Source organism: Planococcus sp. A6 (assembly GCF_028823615.1).
Taxonomy (GTDB): domain Bacteria; phylum Bacillota; class Bacilli; order Bacillales_A; family Planococcaceae; genus Planococcus.
Genome location: NZ_JAPEHT010000014.1, coordinates 1 through 14940, shown reverse-complemented (window position 1 = coordinate 14940; position 14940 = coordinate 1). Strand labels below are relative to the sequence as shown.

Sequence of the window (14940 nt, the reverse complement as noted above, 5' to 3'; positions counted from 1 at the left end):
CTAAAATGAAGAGATACGAAAGCGAGGGGGGCGTGCAGAAGATTGGGCAAGAATTTCCGGTCGAGTGCCCTTTATCAAAAGGCACTCAGACGTAAACAACGCAATGCGGCAAGGCCGCGACATATAGATAAGATCGTCATTCTCGGCGATTCCGTAGCGTATGGCTACGGGACAAAGGGCGGGATTGCAAGACATTTGGAAGACAGCTTTCCGGCTAGTGAGGTGCTGAACTTCGGCATCAATGGATTGACGAGTGATGGCCTCGTCGAACGGCTCCGGGCCGATCATTGGCAGTCGGAATTGGCTCAAGCCGATCTCGTGCTGCTGAATATCGGCGGCAACGATTTGCTGCGTCAATACAAGGATGGAGGCGCAAGTGAATTGATCCGCCAGTTTGCTGCATTGAAAAAGAAATACCGCCGCAATTTGTTGGAGATTTACGGGCATATTCAAGCTGGCAACAATCGAGTGTTGATCGTCCAAAACAGCTTATATAATTCGATGAAAAAAGAAGTGCAGTATTTCGGTTTCACCAACCTGCTGTTCCGCATGTGGAATTCGGCAATCGGCGCGAAAGGCGTCATCGTCACGAACACGCGGAAAATGGGGAAAGTGCCGTCCATTTGGCTGGATTCGATCCATCCGAACGAAGAAGGCTATGCGATCATGCATCAATTGCTGCTGGAAACTTTGCAGACAACCGGCATAGCGGTTGTAAAAGACCGTCGATGAACGACCAGACCCGGGCCATTAATGGTTTCCGGGTTTTTTGATGTTTGAAATATGCCAGCGCTAGATGCTCTAGCAGGCAGTGGGAGAAAATGCTTGTGGTTTTAAAGAAACGTGGTATATTATGTCTATAAATTTTAAATTCTGATGAGGCTCATGGTTTACATTAGGTCTTTTGCCGAGTGTTTGAATTTGCAATAGAGGGGTGGGGCGCATGAGAAGGAAGCTGGTACTGATCCAATTGTCCAGGGCATTGGTGCCGATATTGGTCATGCTTCACCATTTATCGACGACCATGATGGATTACTACGGGTTTAACATTTGGAACCTGGCGTATTTGCCGCTGACCGGCGGCGTCTATTATTTCTTTTCCTTGTCGGGGTTTATGGCTTATTATATTTACCGACGAAAATTCGGAAAAAGAGGCCAATTATCGGATTTTCTGATCAATCGCTTTATTCGAATCTATCCACTGTACTGGGTTGTGACCTTGGCGTTTCTACTCCTGGCATTTCTCTTCCCATGGTTTGCAACGGGGGCGGAGCGGGACATGGCTGTCATTTTGACTTCGATTTTCCTAGTCCCGAATCCTGAATGGCAAGACCCGTTCTTGATCGTGGCATGGTCATTGGAATACACCATTTATTTTTATCTGATGTTTTCCGTGTTGTTTTTAAGCCCGCGCCTGCTCGGGAAGATACTATTCGCCGCCTGGGGCATCCTTTCGCTTGTGGGTGTCATCGGCATCGTCTATATCGATCATTTTCTGTTCGACTTTCTGTTTGCTTCCTATAATTTAATGTTCATAGCGGGTGTGTTTTGTGCATGGCTCATTCTCCACGCCAATATACCGGTCATCATCGGGTATCTATTCATCGCCTGTGGGTTGATTGGTTTTCCTGTGACATGGATGAATGCGATAAATCCGTTTATGGAAGTCAGTTTTGAAATGAGCTCCAGCATCTCGATCATGTTGTTGTTGATTGGGCTTGGCGTGGTCGATTTGAAAAAAGATATCCATATTCCGAACGCGTTTCATCAACTCGGCAACGCCGCATTTGCGATTTATCTCGTCCATAATGTAGTGCTCGATGTATTCTCTGAATGGATGGATCAAGTCGGTTTGCATGAAGTATTGGGCAATGTCGGCATGAGCATGGTACTCGTGGCTTTGATGATGTTTTTCGGGATTTTGGCGCATTTCAAGCTCGAACTGCCGCTGCACCGAATCTTTAAAGGCTGGCTGCAGCGAAACAAAACACCTAGTGTGGCACCAAGTAGTGATACAGACGCTGCGACGAAAAATACTTAAAAATCCCCTAAGCGCTAAGGCTTAGGGGATTTTATCTTATTCAGGTTTATTCAATAAATTCTGCAAAGCCTTTTTTTCACGGTTGATTTCGTCGACGGTGCGGACGCCTAGTTTACGGAAAATGACGATCGCCGGTGTCCAGCCTTGCAGCGCGTGCTGAATGATGGCTGCACTTGACGCTCCCGCTAGAAGCGCCCATTTTCTGTTGCCCTTTACTGCCAAAAGAGTGGAAAGGGCTGCAACGGACGCCATATTTACTTTCATTAGGCGTTCAGTGTCCCATTCGTTGTCCAACTCGTTAATGCGCGCCCGGATTTCACTTTCGCCTTGGCGCTTGTAGTAATTGACCGAAGCTTCCGTTTCCCGTTCGATTTGCTGATTGATGTGGTCAGGTGTGTGGTCGTTCACTTTAGATTGTGTCGATGGCAATTGTTCTTTAGCTAAATCAAGTTCCATGAAAAAATCCTCCATTTCATTGCAAGTCCTGCTACTTGTATTCCGCAAATGGCTTTTCTTTAAACCCTTAAGTTCATGCAAGCCTTACGGAGAAACTTAGTCGATGCTGTCTGTCTGGTCTTTCATGATCTGTTCATCCATCGGGCCGACAATTTTTTGGGCGATTTCGCCTTTCGTGTTGAGGATGTACGTTGTCGGCACAGTACGGATTTGATACGTTTGGGCGGTGCTTCCGGTTTCGTCCATTGGAATGGAGAACGTCAAACCGAATTCATCGATAAACGAGCGAATCGCTTCATCTCCGTTATCCTGTGCGGTCAGGTTAACTGCCAGGATAACGACATCGCCGTCTGCGTTGTTTTCGTGGAATTCCTGCATATGCGGCATTTCAGCTCGGCACGGGGGACACCAGGTCGCCCAGAAGTTCAAGATGACTTTTTTGCCGCGGTAATCGGATAGTTTGACCGTTTCGCCGTTTTGGTCAGTCAATGTGAAATCGGGGGCTAACTGACCTTGTGAGAGGCCTTCGGCAAGTGACGCGTCTTGTGCGCTTGCGGAAGTGGCGGATTCGCTCGTGTCGATTGGCTGAGCATCTTCTTCAAAGAAATTGATGGCAATGATGGCGATCGCTGCAACCAGCAATATGCCGATGATGGCTTTTTTTATCATTTGCTCGGTCCTTTCTGTTCAAAACGTATGTACATGGCGATCGTGAATGCGGCAACAACAATGAGCGTCGCATTTTGCCAAGTCACTAGCGGGCCGAATGCGCTTAGGATGAGCAGTTCCACTGTGAAAAACGCGGTAAGCAATAAGCCATTCGGGACGTCTGGCCGTTTTCCCAGCATGCGGATGGCCACGATAGCTGCTGCGAAAAGCGCGGTTTGAAGGGCTGCTTGCACAAACTGGGCGTCAAAATAATGCAGGATGGACTGATATGCCAGAAAAAACAATAGCCAGGCAGTGGCAGCCTGTTCCGCCACGGCAGCCTGTTTTCTTTGTGCTAGGGCCAAATAGCCGATAAGCGATGCTATGGCGAGCAAATGCCCGTACAATCCGCCGTTAAAATAAAGAATGGATAAAGGCATGTCAAGAAAATGCTGCAAATTGAAAACGATGTAGCTGAGCTTCCATGTCAGGACGTAAAGCGCCAAAGCGTTCCAGTACCATTCGCCAGGTTTATGCCCATTCGCGGCGCGCATCAGCAGGCTTGCCGCTGCGGCTGCCAAAAGTACAGAAACCCATACCGCAGGAACGGTCAGGTGCAGTATCGGAACATAGCTCAATGGCTTTGTCCATTACGGTGTCTATTCATTATAAAGATACCTCCGTCCGTATTGAAAATCTTATGCCTGGCGCTTTCCATTATAGCGGAAAGCACAATCTTTTCATCTTTTTTGTTTGTCGATTATGATTGAATCAAGACTGCATCAGGAGGTGCTATATGGCTACATGGCATGAACGCTTTCAAACAACTGAATATGTATATGGGACAGACCCAAACCAGTTTATCGAAATGATGCAAAATAAGCTCAGGCTGTCTGGACGAGCGCTTGCGATAGCGGAAGGCGAGGGCCGCAACGCCGTCTATCTGGCTGAACAGGGCATGGATGTCACCGCTTGGGATTTGGCGAGAAGCGGATTGGATAAGACGGAGCGGCTGGCAGAAGAACGCCACGTGGCGGTTTTGACAGAGCAAGCGGACCTGGCACACGCTGAATGGGCAGAAGAAGCCTGGGACCTCATCATTTGCGTATTCGGCCATTATCCAAAAGACGTGCAGCACAAAACGTTCGATGGCATCCGGCATGCATTGAAACCGGGCGGCCATTTCCTGATGGAAGTATATTCCGTCGACCAACCCGCTTATGGCACCGGCGGCCCGAAACAGGAATCATTCCTGTACCGTCCAGAAGAAGTGCTCGAGGCTTTTCAGGAGTTTAAAATCACCCATTTTTTCACAGGGGAAGTCGAGCGGCATGAAGGCAAGTTGCATAATGGCTTGTCGCATGTCATCCAGCTCGCTTGCCAAAAACCTGTGGAATGATAGGCAAGATAACACCCATCACCGATTTTTGGCGATGGGTGTTTTTTACTTGGCATCTTTTCCGAGCACTTCGTTCCAATCGATCGTGCCGTCTGTCACTTGATCACGCCGTTCTTTAGTCATGGCATCCGGGGGCCGGTTGCCGTTTGGCCAATCTTGTTCATGCCCTTTCCATTCGGGGCGATCCTGTGACAGGACGAAAGCAGCCAGGTCGCTAGCCTCCTGGTCGGATAATGTATTCTCAGCGCCTTTTGGCATATTGTTCTGCAAATAGCCGGCCATCTTCGACATGCGTGCAAGTCCTGCACCGTCGTTGAACGAGCCTTCTCCCCATAGGGCAGGGCCGCTGTTCGAGCCGGTGCCGGCGCCATCAGCTGCGTGACAGGCTACACAACTTGCCTGGTAAAGCTTCTCTCCATTATCGACATCGGGCACTGGAACGTCTTCCATGGTGTTCTGGTGGCGCCAAGGCATTTCTGCGCCTTGCGGAATGCCTTCGGAAATATATTTGAAGTAGGCAACCATGGCATCCATGTCCTCATCGTCTTCTGCAAACATTTCACCGTTCATGCTACGGACCATGCAGCCGTTGATGCGCTCTTCGAGTGTGACCATTTCACCCGAACGCCCGATATACATCGGGTAAGCGGAAGCCATGCCGACGAGTGAAGAGGAATCTTTCTCAAGCCCGGCTCCTGCATGGCAGCTAGTACAGGACAATTCGTTAACGCGTTGTTGGCCATCCTCTACGCTGGCGGCATCTGCGCGCAAAACTTCTGAGGTGTTATTGACCAGTTCGTAGCCGCGTTTCACCGCTTCGCCTTCCGGTCCTTCCGGTACCTCATCCAAAGACGGCGGATTGTGGGCGACGCCTGCTGTCGCTTGGTCTGTTTGGGCGGTTTGAGCCTTATCTTGCTGGCCTTCCGCTGTTATCGATTTTTCAGCAGACAGTTAACGCCGATGGCAATGACAGCGAGAATCAACAGAAAAATGCTGCCGTAGCCAAGTCTTTTCATCATGTCGAACACTCCTTTCAAGTCACTTTCAGCCTAACAAACAAAAAATAGCCTGGCTGTGAACTAATTCACAGTCAGGCTATTACGCATGTGACGATTTTCCGAACAACGGATCACTCGAATTGTTTCCATACTTCCGGCAGCAGCTCCGCAATATCGCGTGCCAACATGGTGTGGGGGGAGCGGGTTTTGATGAATTCGTCCGCACACGCTCCGTGCAAGTAAACGGCATTCAAAACGGCGTGGCGCCAGTTTTCATGGCAGCATAGCATGCCGAGCATCATGCCGGTCAGCATATCGCCCGTACCGCCTTTTGCAAGCGCGGCATTTCCTGTCGGGTTGCGGAACAGTTCGCCGTCCGGAAACGCGATAGTTGTTCGGGGGCCTTTCAAGACGAGCGTCAAATTGTGTTCCGTGGCAAATGCAGAAGCACATGAATCGGGAGACTCGCTAAGCTGCTCCATTGAATAACCGGAGATCCGGCTGAATTCACCGGTGTGCGGCGTCAAGATAAGCGGGGCGCTTCTTTTGGCATAGCTTCGTTCGCTCAATGCACCTGCATCGAGAATGAGTGGGGCAGAAGACTTCAGCAAACTGTAAATAGCGGCTTCGGTCAAGGCATCCGGCAAGGTGCCAGGCCCACAGGCGATGGCTTTATAGGAAGTGAGTGAATGGGTGCCATTGGCGATATGGATCAGCGCATCCGGTACATACGTCGCTTCGGCCGCCGCGTGAGCGATGCTGCGGATGGTTTCGCGGTATGTCCCGATTGCCAATTTCCCGACGCCGCTTGTTAACGCGCCGAGCCCGGAAATCAAGGCAGCCCCGGGCATATCCGGGCCTCCGGCTACTAATAGCGCCGTTCCGAACACACCTTTATGGCTGTCTTGTGCGCGCTTTGGCAATGTGCTGCGCACCATTTCCTGAGACCAGATGAGGCTGTCTTGCGGGATTTGTGGATCGTTCATATGAAAACCTCCAGTTTCTTCCTTGATGGTATAACTGTAGCCGATTCAGGGCAATAGGCAAACCCTAAAGCGCCATTTATAGAAACTAACGGAGAAATCAGTATTTTACTGATGAATATCTTCAGTCGCTAACTGGATGCTGCAGGTATTTCGTCCCACGAAACAATGAAAATCAGTGAGCTCGAAATTTGCGCTCCGGCAATGGTAACGGGCGAAGGGCGGTTAGCGCTATGGATTATATATCCAAAGAACTGAAATTTCTGACAACTATAGGCGAGATTGACAAGCTTTGCTATACTCAGCCTATTCAATGAAAAGGAGTGGGTATAGTGAAAAAACATATATTCAAGACAATGACGATGGCGGGGCTTTGTGCGATGCTTGCGATGCCGGTGCAAGCAACAGAGCCGGCACAGCCGACTGAACACCATCATGACAATGCCATTTCCGGATTTATCGATTATGGGGAGCTGAAAAAAGAACTTCAGCGCATCGAAGCAAATAGCAAAGGCTCGGTTTCCGTGGATGTCGCCGGCCAATCCTTCGAAGGCCGCGATATTTATACGGCGACTGTCGGCACGGGTGATAAAGTGCTGCTGATCCAAAGTGAGATTCACGGAAACGAAAAAACAGGCACTGTGGCCATTTTGAATATGTTGAAATCCCTATCCGGCAACTCGAAAGCGGCGAAAGTCTTGCGCGACGAAGTGACGATCGTCTTCATGCCGATGATGAATCCGGATGCCTCAGAAGGCGATAAGCGCCGCAATAGCATGACATGGAGCGATGTCGTGGCGGATTATCCGGAACTCGCCGCTGCAACGCCATCATGGAATTATTTGGACCGCGGCGTCAGCCAAAGCTATGATTACGGCGCCAACCCGGGCTTTGATGTCAACCGCGACTTTAACCCGGACTTGGACTATGTGCCTCAAGCCGAAGATTTCCCTGGCGCATCGAACGAACCGGGCTGGTTTATTACGAAAGAAGCCCAAGTGTCACGCGAGGTCTATAAATCGCTGCAAGCGGAATACGGCACCGTCGACGTCTTTATCGACCTGCATCACCAAGGGATGTATTATGTCGATGGCACGCCGGATCCGGTGACGTTATCGCTGTCCGCACAATTCGTCCCGGACCCATCGACTGCTGAAGGGGCGAAATACAGCGAATATGCAGACCAATACGATTATGATTTTTCACGCCAGCTGAATGTGGCGGCGTATAAGGAACTGCAGTCCTACGGCAATTCGAAATTCACCAATATCTCGCTTTATTCACAAGGGCTCGATTTGCCGGGCACAGCGCTTGGCAGCTATGCGCTGAATGGCAGCGGCACCGTGTTGTTTGAAGTACGCGGCCAAACCCAGTCGCTTGGGCAAAAAGAAAAAGGCCAATTGGTCAAATCGGTGGAGCGCGGCTTGACGGCCATTGTGGAAGGCGTTGCCGATGACAGCGTCTACTCATTGGACCCGGAAGACTATGAAGACATTCCATTGACTTCCTATAGCCCATCCAGCAATTGATGAGAAACGCCGCCGAATTCTGGCGGCGTTTTTATGTGCTGAGTTGTGAGGCAAGCCTGGGCTTTGGTAGACTGAAAACAAACAGAAAGGGGTGCCAGCATGGCAATCAGCAAGTTGAACGACCGCATTCAATTGATCGACGGTTTCGATCTCGGCCTGGAACAACGAACAGGCAGCTACGTCATCATGGAACAGCAGCTGACCATTATTGAAACAGGACCGAGCCCGTCGGTGGAGCATGTGAAACAAGGATTGAACGAACTCGGCATCTCACTAGATGAGGTCCGTTACATCATCGTGACCCACATCCACCTAGACCACGCCGGGGGAGCGGGCTTACTCTTGCAGGACTGCCCGAACGCGACACTCATCGTCCACCCGAAAGGCGCCAGGCACCTGGCAGACCCGAGCCGTCTCATCGCCGGGGCGAGAGCGGTATACGGCGGCCAATTCGATGACTTGTTCAATCCGATTGTCCCGGTGCCCGAACACCGCATCGATATCAAAACGGAAGGCGACCGGCTGCAGATCGGCCCGGACTGTACGCTTGAGTTCTGGGATACGCCGGGCCATGCCAAGCATCATTTCGGCATCTTAGACCCTGTATCGAATGGATTTTTCGCAGGGGATACAGCCGGCATCCGCTATGCACAGTTAATTGAAGACGGCATCGACTTTTACTTGCCGTCCACCTCACCGAACCAATTCGACCCTGAGGCGATGAAGGCATCCATCGAACGGATGCAACGGCAGCAACTCGATGTGCTTTATTTCGGGCATTTCGGCGCTGCGCATAACCCTGATACAGCGCTAGAGCAGGTGCTGGAATGGCTAGAGCTGTTTGTTGAAGAAGGTGCGGCGGCCTATCAGAACAAAGAATCCGCAGATCAATTGGCAAAAAGTCTGCTGACACCGGTCATGGCGCAGCTGGCGGAAAAAGGCGCCAAACAGCCGCACCGCGTGATGCCTTATATCGAAATGGACTTACAGGTCAGCGCACAAGGCCTATTGGATTATTTCCATAGACAAGGCTGAGGCGGCTGGAGAAAAAAATGTCGCCCTCAGGCAAACAGCCGGTTTACCGCCGCCCGTTTAGGGGCAAAGACTAGGGCAGAGAAAATTCATTTACCTGAAGGGCGGAAAATAAAGTGGCACAAGTGTTAACGGAAAAGACAGCAATCATTACAGGAGCAGGGCGCGGCATCGGCCGGGCAACCGCCCTGGCACTGGCCAATGAAGGCGTGGCCGTCGGGCTGATCGCCAGAACCGAAAAAGAAATCGAACAATTGGCGAAAGAGATCCGTTCATTGCGTGGCCGCGCAGCATTTGCGGTTGCGGATGTGTCGGATCCCAAGCAAGTCGAAGCGGCCGTCCAGAAATTGACCGACGAACTCGGCACGATCGATATCCTCATCAACAACGCAGGAATCGGGAAATACGGCAAGTTCATGGAACTCGAGACCGAGGATTGGCAAAATATGCTCAATATCAATTTGATGGGCATGGTCCACATGACCAAAGCGGTGCTTCCGCAGATGGTGGAAAAACAGGGAGGCGATATCGTCAACATCTCCTCTTCATCAGGACTCAAAGGCACGAAAGGCTCGAGCGCCTATAGCGCATCGAAATTCGCGGTGCTCGGCATGAGCGAGGCTTTGATGCAGGAAGTGCGCCCTGACAATATCCGTGTCTTCGCTTTGGCACCGAGCCGTGTCGTGACGGGCATGACTGATTCCGGCAATGAAACGGAACAGGAAAAAGAGAAGTTCATGCAGCCGGAAGACATCGCGGAATACATCGTTTCGCAATTGAAATTGAACCCGCGCATCTTTATCCCTTTATCGAAACAATGGGCGACCAACCCATTTTGATCACACGAAAAACCCCTGAACGCCTTTTTGGCATTCAGGGGTTTTTTTAGCTGATTCCTTTAACATACGCTTCGACTTCTTGAGAGGACGAGAGTGCAAGGATGTGGCCGGTATGCGAAGCCATTTCTTGTTTTGACAAGCGGCTGATCTGCGCACGCGCCTTCAAGACAGAAGAAGCGCTCATGGAGAATTCATCCAAGCCGAGCCCGAGAAGAATCGGGATGGCGATGTCATCGCCGGCCATCTCGCCGCACATGCCTGCCCATTTTCCTTCTTTATGCGCGGCATCGATAACCATTTTGACTAAGCGCAAAATCGCGGGGTTGAACGGCTGGTACAGATACGACACGCGTTCGTTCATGCGGTCTGCGGCCATCGTATACTGGATCAAGTCGTTCGTGCCGATGGAGAAGAAATCCACTTCTTTGGCGAAGACATCCGCCATGACGGCGGTAGAAGGAATCTCCACCATGATGCCGACTTCGATCGAGTCGCTGACTGGGATGCCGGCATCCAGTAATTTGGCCTTTTCTTCTGCAAGTATTGCTTTTCCTTGGCGGAATTCTTCTATCGTTGCGATCATCGGGAACATGATCTTCAAATTGCCATGCACGCTTGCGCGCAATAGGGCGCGCAGTTGCGTTCTGAAGAGTTCTGGCATCTCTAAGCACAAGCGGATCGCGCGCAGGCCGAGGAAGGGGTTCAGTTCTTTCGGCAAGTCCAGATACGTGAGTTCTTTATCGCCGCCGATGTCGAGTGTCCGGACAACGGTCGGCTTGCCGTTCATGCCTTTTAACACTTTAGAATAGGCGTCAAACTGTTCGTCTTCTGTCGGAAAGGCGTCTCTGCCCATATAAAGAAACTCGGTGCGGTAAAGGCCGATGCCTTCTGCGCCATGTTCGAGCACGCCGGCAAGGTCTTTCGGGGTGCCGATATTGGCGGCAAGTTCCACATGCTGTCCGTCGGCACTTAGCGTCGGCTCATCTTTGAGCTTGGCCCATTCGGCTTTTTGGGCGTCATAGGCTGACTTTTCCTGCTCGAACTGCTGGATAGTCGCTGAATCGGGGTCGATGATGATTTCACCTTCCAAGCCATCGATAATCACCATCTGGCCGTTGCGGATCGTGGCCATGGCGTTTTGGGCGCCGACCACTGCCGGGATTTCCAAAGTGCGTGCAAGGATGGCCGAATGCGAAGTGCGCCCGCCGATGTCGGTGATGAAGCCTTTGACGAACTGGGCATTCAATTGGACGGTATCGGAAGGTGTCAAATCTTCTGCGATGACGATGACTTCCTCATCGATCATGCTCGGGTCTTGGATCTTCACGCCAAGCAGATGGGACAGCAAGCGTTTGCGGACGTCTTTAATATCCGCTGCGCGTTCTTTCATATACTCATTGTCCATCGCTTCAAACATCGTGATGAACATATCGCTTGTTTCCTGCAACGCAAATTCCGCATTGACGCTATCCGCTGAAATGCGCTCTTTGATCGGCCCAATCAGTTCCGGGTCGCTCAAGACGAGCAGATGGGCGCCGAAAATCGCGGCTTCCTTGTCGCTGATCTGCTGTGCGGTCTTTTGCTGGATAACTTCAAGTTCAGCGGCAGCTTGTGCCACGGCAGTATCAAAGCGGGCAATTTCTTCTGCAGGATTGCCCACTTGTTGTTGTTCGACAGTCAATTCCGGATTTTCCAGGCGGAATGCTTTGGCGATGGCGATCCCGGTGGAGGCTGCGATACCGGAGAGCGGGCTTGTCATTGGTTGGAAATCCCTTCCGCTTTCAGCACTTCGTCGATTTTAGCCATCGCTTCTTCTTCGTCCGTTCCGTCCGCAGCGATCGTCACGGTTGACCCGGAAGCAATGCCAAGCGACATGACGCCGAGAATCGATTTTAAGTTGACTTGCTTGCCGTTGAAGCCGAGCGTGATGTCCGATTGGAATTTCGAGATCGAACCGACCAGTGCGGATGCCGGACGAGCGTGGATGCCCGCTTCGTCTGTAATTGTATATTGTTTTTCTACCATGTTGAGTTCCTCCTATAATATGCGTGTATTTGAGCGGGATTCATTCTTTTTTGAATGAATTTGACTGCTTATGAATGATTATGATTGATTTTGAAAACGATTTCAAGTATTATCTATTTAATCAGAAAAGAAAAGAAGGTGAAGGAATGCTGACGACGGAGCGGCATCAACTGATTTTAAACCTTTTAAAAGAAAAGCAGAGCATCAAAATCCAGGAGTTGGTCGAGTTGACCGCGGCTTCCGAATCCACCATTCGCCGGGATTTGACGGAACTTGAGGAATTGCAGAAGCTGGAACGCGTTTTTGGCGGCGCCAGCCGGATCGCCCCGAATGTGCCGGAACCGAGTCTGTCGGATAAAGCGGCAAAGAACCTCAAGGAAAAACAGCTGGTTGCGCGCTATGCGGCCTCGCTCGTCAAAACAGGCGATTCGCTATTCCTGGATGCGGGCACGACGACCGCGCAAATGATCCCCTTTTTAACAGATAAAGATGTAACCGTTGTCACTAATGGCTTGAGCCATCTGGAAGCCTTGATCGAGCACGGGATCACTTCCTATTTGACGGGGGGATTCATCAAGTCGCGCACAGGTGCTTTAGTTGGTCCGCAGGCCACCCAATCGCTGGAGAATTACCGTTTCGATAAAAGCTTTCTCGGCGTTAACGGGATCCACCCGGACCACGGCTTCACGACACCGGACCCCGAAGAAGCGGCCGTCAAACGAAGGGCCGGGGAATTATCCAGAAGCTGTTACGTGCTTGCGGACCAATCTAAATACGGCAAAGTCAGTTTTGCGCATATCTTCGACTTAAGCCGGTCTGCACTCATCATCGACGGCTTGCCGGATGATGCATTAGAAGAAATCGAACGACAAACGACTATTAAGGTGGTGACACAATGATCTACACATGCACATTCGCTCCATCCATTGATTACACAGCGTATTTAACGCATTTTGAAAGCGGCGCCTTGAACCGTTCGGATGAAGTGTATTATTACCCGGGCGGCAAAGGCATCAATGTCTCGCGCGTACTCAGTCGCTTGGGCCTAAAAAGCCGGGCGCTCGGATACGCTGGTGGTTTTACAGGGCGCTTTATCGAAGAGTTCCTGGACGCAGAAGGCATCGAGACCGATTTTATCGACACCGGCGCAATTACCCGGATCAATGTCAAAATCAAGACCGACCAAGAAACCGAATTGAATGGGCCCGGCCCGGTGCTAAAGGAAGCGCAGCTGGAACAACTGAAAGAAAAAATTGCCGTTATGGCACAAGGCGATTGGTTCGTCTTGGCGGGCAGCTTGCCATCATCGGTGCCGACCCAATTCTTCAAGGACCTGGCAGACAGCTGCCAGGAGCGGGGCATTCATTTCGTGCTCGATACGTCCGGCCCTGCGCTGAAGGAATTGCTGGACACGAAGCCTTTCCTCATTAAACCTAATGAGCATGAACTGGGAGAGATGTTCGGAGTCGAAATCACTACTCAAGCACAAGCTTTCCATTATGCCAGCCGGCTGGTGGAAAGAGGCGTCCAACATGTCGTCGTCTCCATGGGCGGGGCGGGAGCCATCTATGCTTCCCGTGAACACCGCTACACAGCCCAAGTGCCAAAAGGCAAAGTCGTCAACACCGTCGGCTCGGGAGATTCCTTGGTATCTGGATTCATCGCTTCCTATATTCAGCATCAAGACCCTGAGAGAGCGTTCCAATACGGTGTCGCTAGCGGTAGCGCCACTGCTTTTCGGACCGATTTATGCGAACAGGCAGATGTGGAACAATTGCTCCCAGAAGTAACCGTAATCCCATTCGAAGAAAAGGATGTGACAAAATGAGAATTACACAATTATTGACGGAAAACACCATCATTCTGGATCTGAAAGCTGGCTCCAAACGGGAAGTATTGGACGAACTGGCTGGGCAACTGGACCGGGCCGGGAAATTGAACGACAAAAAGCAATTCACGAAAGATATCCTGGCGCGCGAAGAACAAAGCACGACGGGAATCGGTGATACCATTGCCATTCCCCACGCAAAATCCGAAGCGGTCAAAACACCTGCCATTGCGTTCGGGCGTTCGTTTGACGGCATTGACTTCGAATCGCTGGACGGACAGCCTGCACAGCTGTTTTTCATGATTGCTGCAACAGCCGGGGCAAATGATGATCATCTGGAAGCTTTATCACGTCTTGCGACATTTTTGATGGATGAGAAATTCCGCGTCAATATCCTAGAAGCTGAGTCGAAACAGCAAGTGCTCGATATCGTCTCTGCGAAAGAAGCGGAAGTGGATGGGCCGGAACAAGCAGATGACAGCGCACCGGTTGCAGGTACAGCAGAACCCGCTGCAGGCGGCAAGATCCTGGCTGTTACGGCTTGCCCGACAGGTATCGCGCACACCTATATGGCGGCTGAGAAGCTTAACGGGCGTGCGAAAGAGCGCGGCATCAACTTGAAAGTGGAAACGAACGGCTCGAGCGGCGTGAAAAACCGCTTGACCGATGCAGAAATCGCCGAAGCGGATGCCATCATCGTGGCAGCCGATACGAAAGTCGAAATGGCGAGATTCGATGGCAAACACGTCATCCAGACACAAGTTGGTAAAGCGATATACGAAGCGGACCAGCTTTTGGACCGCGCACTAGCACAAGATGCGCCTGTCTATAAGCATGACCGCACCAAAGACGCGGATGCCGGCACAGAGCCGAAATCAGGGTTCTACAAGCATTTGATGAATGGTGTTTCGAACATGTTGCCATTCGTCGTCGGCGGCGGGATCTTGATCGCGCTGTCGTTCTTCTTTGGCATCAATGCGGCAAATCCGGATAGCCCGGAATACAATGAATTTGCTGCGATGCTGTCAACCATCGGCGGCGGCACGGCATTCTTCCTTATGGTTCCTGTCCTTGCCGGATTCATCGCGATGAGCATTGCCGACCGTCCCGGATTCGCTCCAGGGATGATCGGGGGCTTGCTTGCAATCACGGTCACAGGCGT

At 51.2% G+C, this 14940-nt stretch carries 16 protein-coding genes; 9 read left to right on the top strand and 7 right to left on the bottom strand.

Annotation, left to right across the window (positions count from 1 at the left end; genetic code table 11):
• The first annotated feature begins 42 nt into the window (after positions 1-42).
• Positions 43-732, top strand: a complete 690-nt coding sequence (locus ON064_RS03600) for an SGNH/GDSL hydrolase family protein (RefSeq protein ID WP_211654229.1) — start codon at positions 43-45, stop codon at positions 730-732.
• 211 nt (positions 733-943) lie between these two features.
• Positions 944-2041, top strand: a complete 1098-nt coding sequence (locus ON064_RS03595) for an acyltransferase family protein (protein ID WP_274623655.1) — start codon at positions 944-946, stop codon at positions 2039-2041.
• A gap of 36 nt (positions 2042-2077) precedes the next feature.
• On the opposite strand, the gene ON064_RS03590 is transcribed toward ON064_RS03595, so the two are convergent.
• The 3 genes from ON064_RS03590 to ON064_RS03580 form a co-directional block, all read right to left on the bottom strand.
• On the bottom strand, positions 2078-2497 hold the full coding sequence (locus ON064_RS03590; RefSeq protein WP_121299640.1) for a DUF2892 domain-containing protein: 420 nt from the start codon (positions 2495-2497) through the stop codon (positions 2078-2080).
• A 96-nt stretch (positions 2498-2593) separates the two neighbouring features.
• Positions 2594-3166: a peroxiredoxin family protein gene (locus ON064_RS03585; RefSeq protein WP_211654227.1), complete on the bottom strand. Its 573-nt coding sequence runs from the start codon at positions 3164-3166 to the stop codon at positions 2594-2596.
• Positions 3163-3783 carry a hypothetical protein gene (locus tag ON064_RS03580; RefSeq protein WP_274623654.1) on the bottom strand — a complete coding sequence of 207 codons (621 nt, stop codon included), beginning with the start codon at positions 3781-3783 and terminating at the stop codon, positions 3163-3165. Before ON064_RS03580 ends, ON064_RS03585 begins: the two co-directional genes overlap by 4 nt.
• A 158-nt stretch (positions 3784-3941) precedes the next feature.
• On the opposite strand from ON064_RS03580, the gene ON064_RS03575 reads away from it, so the two are divergent.
• Positions 3942-4544: a class I SAM-dependent methyltransferase gene (locus ON064_RS03575; RefSeq protein WP_274623653.1), complete on the top strand. Its 603-nt coding sequence runs from the start codon at positions 3942-3944 to the stop codon at positions 4542-4544.
• Between the two features lie 45 nt (positions 4545-4589).
• Here the strand turns inward: ON064_RS03575 and ON064_RS03570 are convergent, their stop codons facing one another.
• Complete coding sequence (locus ON064_RS03570) at positions 4590-5357, bottom strand: c-type cytochrome (protein ID WP_274623652.1); 768 nt, start codon at positions 5355-5357, stop codon at positions 4590-4592.
• A gap of 316 nt (positions 5358-5673) precedes the next feature.
• Positions 5674-6528 (bottom strand): NAD(P)H-hydrate dehydratase, encoded by an 855-nt coding sequence (locus tag ON064_RS03565; protein WP_274623651.1) that lies wholly within the window; start codon positions 6526-6528, stop codon positions 5674-5676.
• 386 nt (positions 6529-6914) lie between these two features.
• Here ON064_RS03565 and ON064_RS03560 point away from each other — a divergent pair, with 386 nt between their 5' ends.
• The 3 genes from ON064_RS03560 (at position 6915) to ON064_RS03550 (ending at position 9925) form a co-directional block, all read left to right on the top strand.
• A complete protein-coding gene (locus ON064_RS03560; protein ID WP_274623679.1) occupies positions 6915-8054 on the top strand; it encodes a M14 family zinc carboxypeptidase in 1140 nt (379 codons plus the stop codon).
• A gap of 99 nt (positions 8055-8153) precedes the next feature.
• The gene (locus ON064_RS03555; protein ID WP_274623650.1) at positions 8154-9089 is read left to right on the top strand and encodes an MBL fold metallo-hydrolase; all 936 of its coding nucleotides are present in this window, start codon (positions 8154-8156) and stop codon (positions 9087-9089) included.
• A gap of 113 nt (positions 9090-9202) precedes the next feature.
• Positions 9203-9925 (top strand): 3-ketoacyl-ACP reductase, encoded by a 723-nt coding sequence (locus ON064_RS03550; protein WP_274623649.1) that lies wholly within the window; start codon positions 9203-9205, stop codon positions 9923-9925.
• Between the two features lie 46 nt (positions 9926-9971).
• Here the strand turns inward: ON064_RS03550 and ptsP are convergent, their stop codons facing one another.
• Together ptsP and ON064_RS03540 are read right to left on the bottom strand one after the other, a co-directional pair.
• Positions 9972-11684 carry a phosphoenolpyruvate--protein phosphotransferase gene (gene ptsP, locus ON064_RS03545; RefSeq protein ID WP_274623648.1) on the bottom strand — a complete coding sequence of 571 codons (1713 nt, stop codon included), beginning with the start codon at positions 11682-11684 and terminating at the stop codon, positions 9972-9974.
• The gene (locus tag ON064_RS03540) at positions 11681-11950 is read right to left on the bottom strand and encodes a phosphocarrier protein HPr (protein ID WP_101805477.1); all 270 of its coding nucleotides are present in this window, start codon (positions 11948-11950) and stop codon (positions 11681-11683) included. Before ON064_RS03540 ends, ptsP begins: the two co-directional genes overlap by 4 nt.
• Before the next feature lie 146 nt (positions 11951-12096).
• Between ON064_RS03540 and ON064_RS03535 the strand changes: the two genes are divergently transcribed.
• The 3 genes from ON064_RS03535 to ON064_RS03525 all read left to right on the top strand — a co-directional run.
• A complete protein-coding gene (locus ON064_RS03535) occupies positions 12097-12849 on the top strand; it encodes a DeoR/GlpR family DNA-binding transcription regulator (RefSeq protein WP_274623647.1) in 753 nt (250 codons plus the stop codon).
• On the top strand, positions 12846-13778 hold the full coding sequence (gene pfkB / locus ON064_RS03530) for a 1-phosphofructokinase (RefSeq protein WP_274623646.1): 933 nt from the start codon (positions 12846-12848) through the stop codon (positions 13776-13778). Before ON064_RS03535 ends, pfkB begins: the two co-directional genes overlap by 4 nt.
• On the top strand, positions 13775-14940 hold a 1166-nt coding region (locus ON064_RS03525; protein WP_274623645.1), incomplete at its 3' end, for a fructose PTS transporter subunit IIA. The genes pfkB and ON064_RS03525, both read left to right, overlap by 4 nt.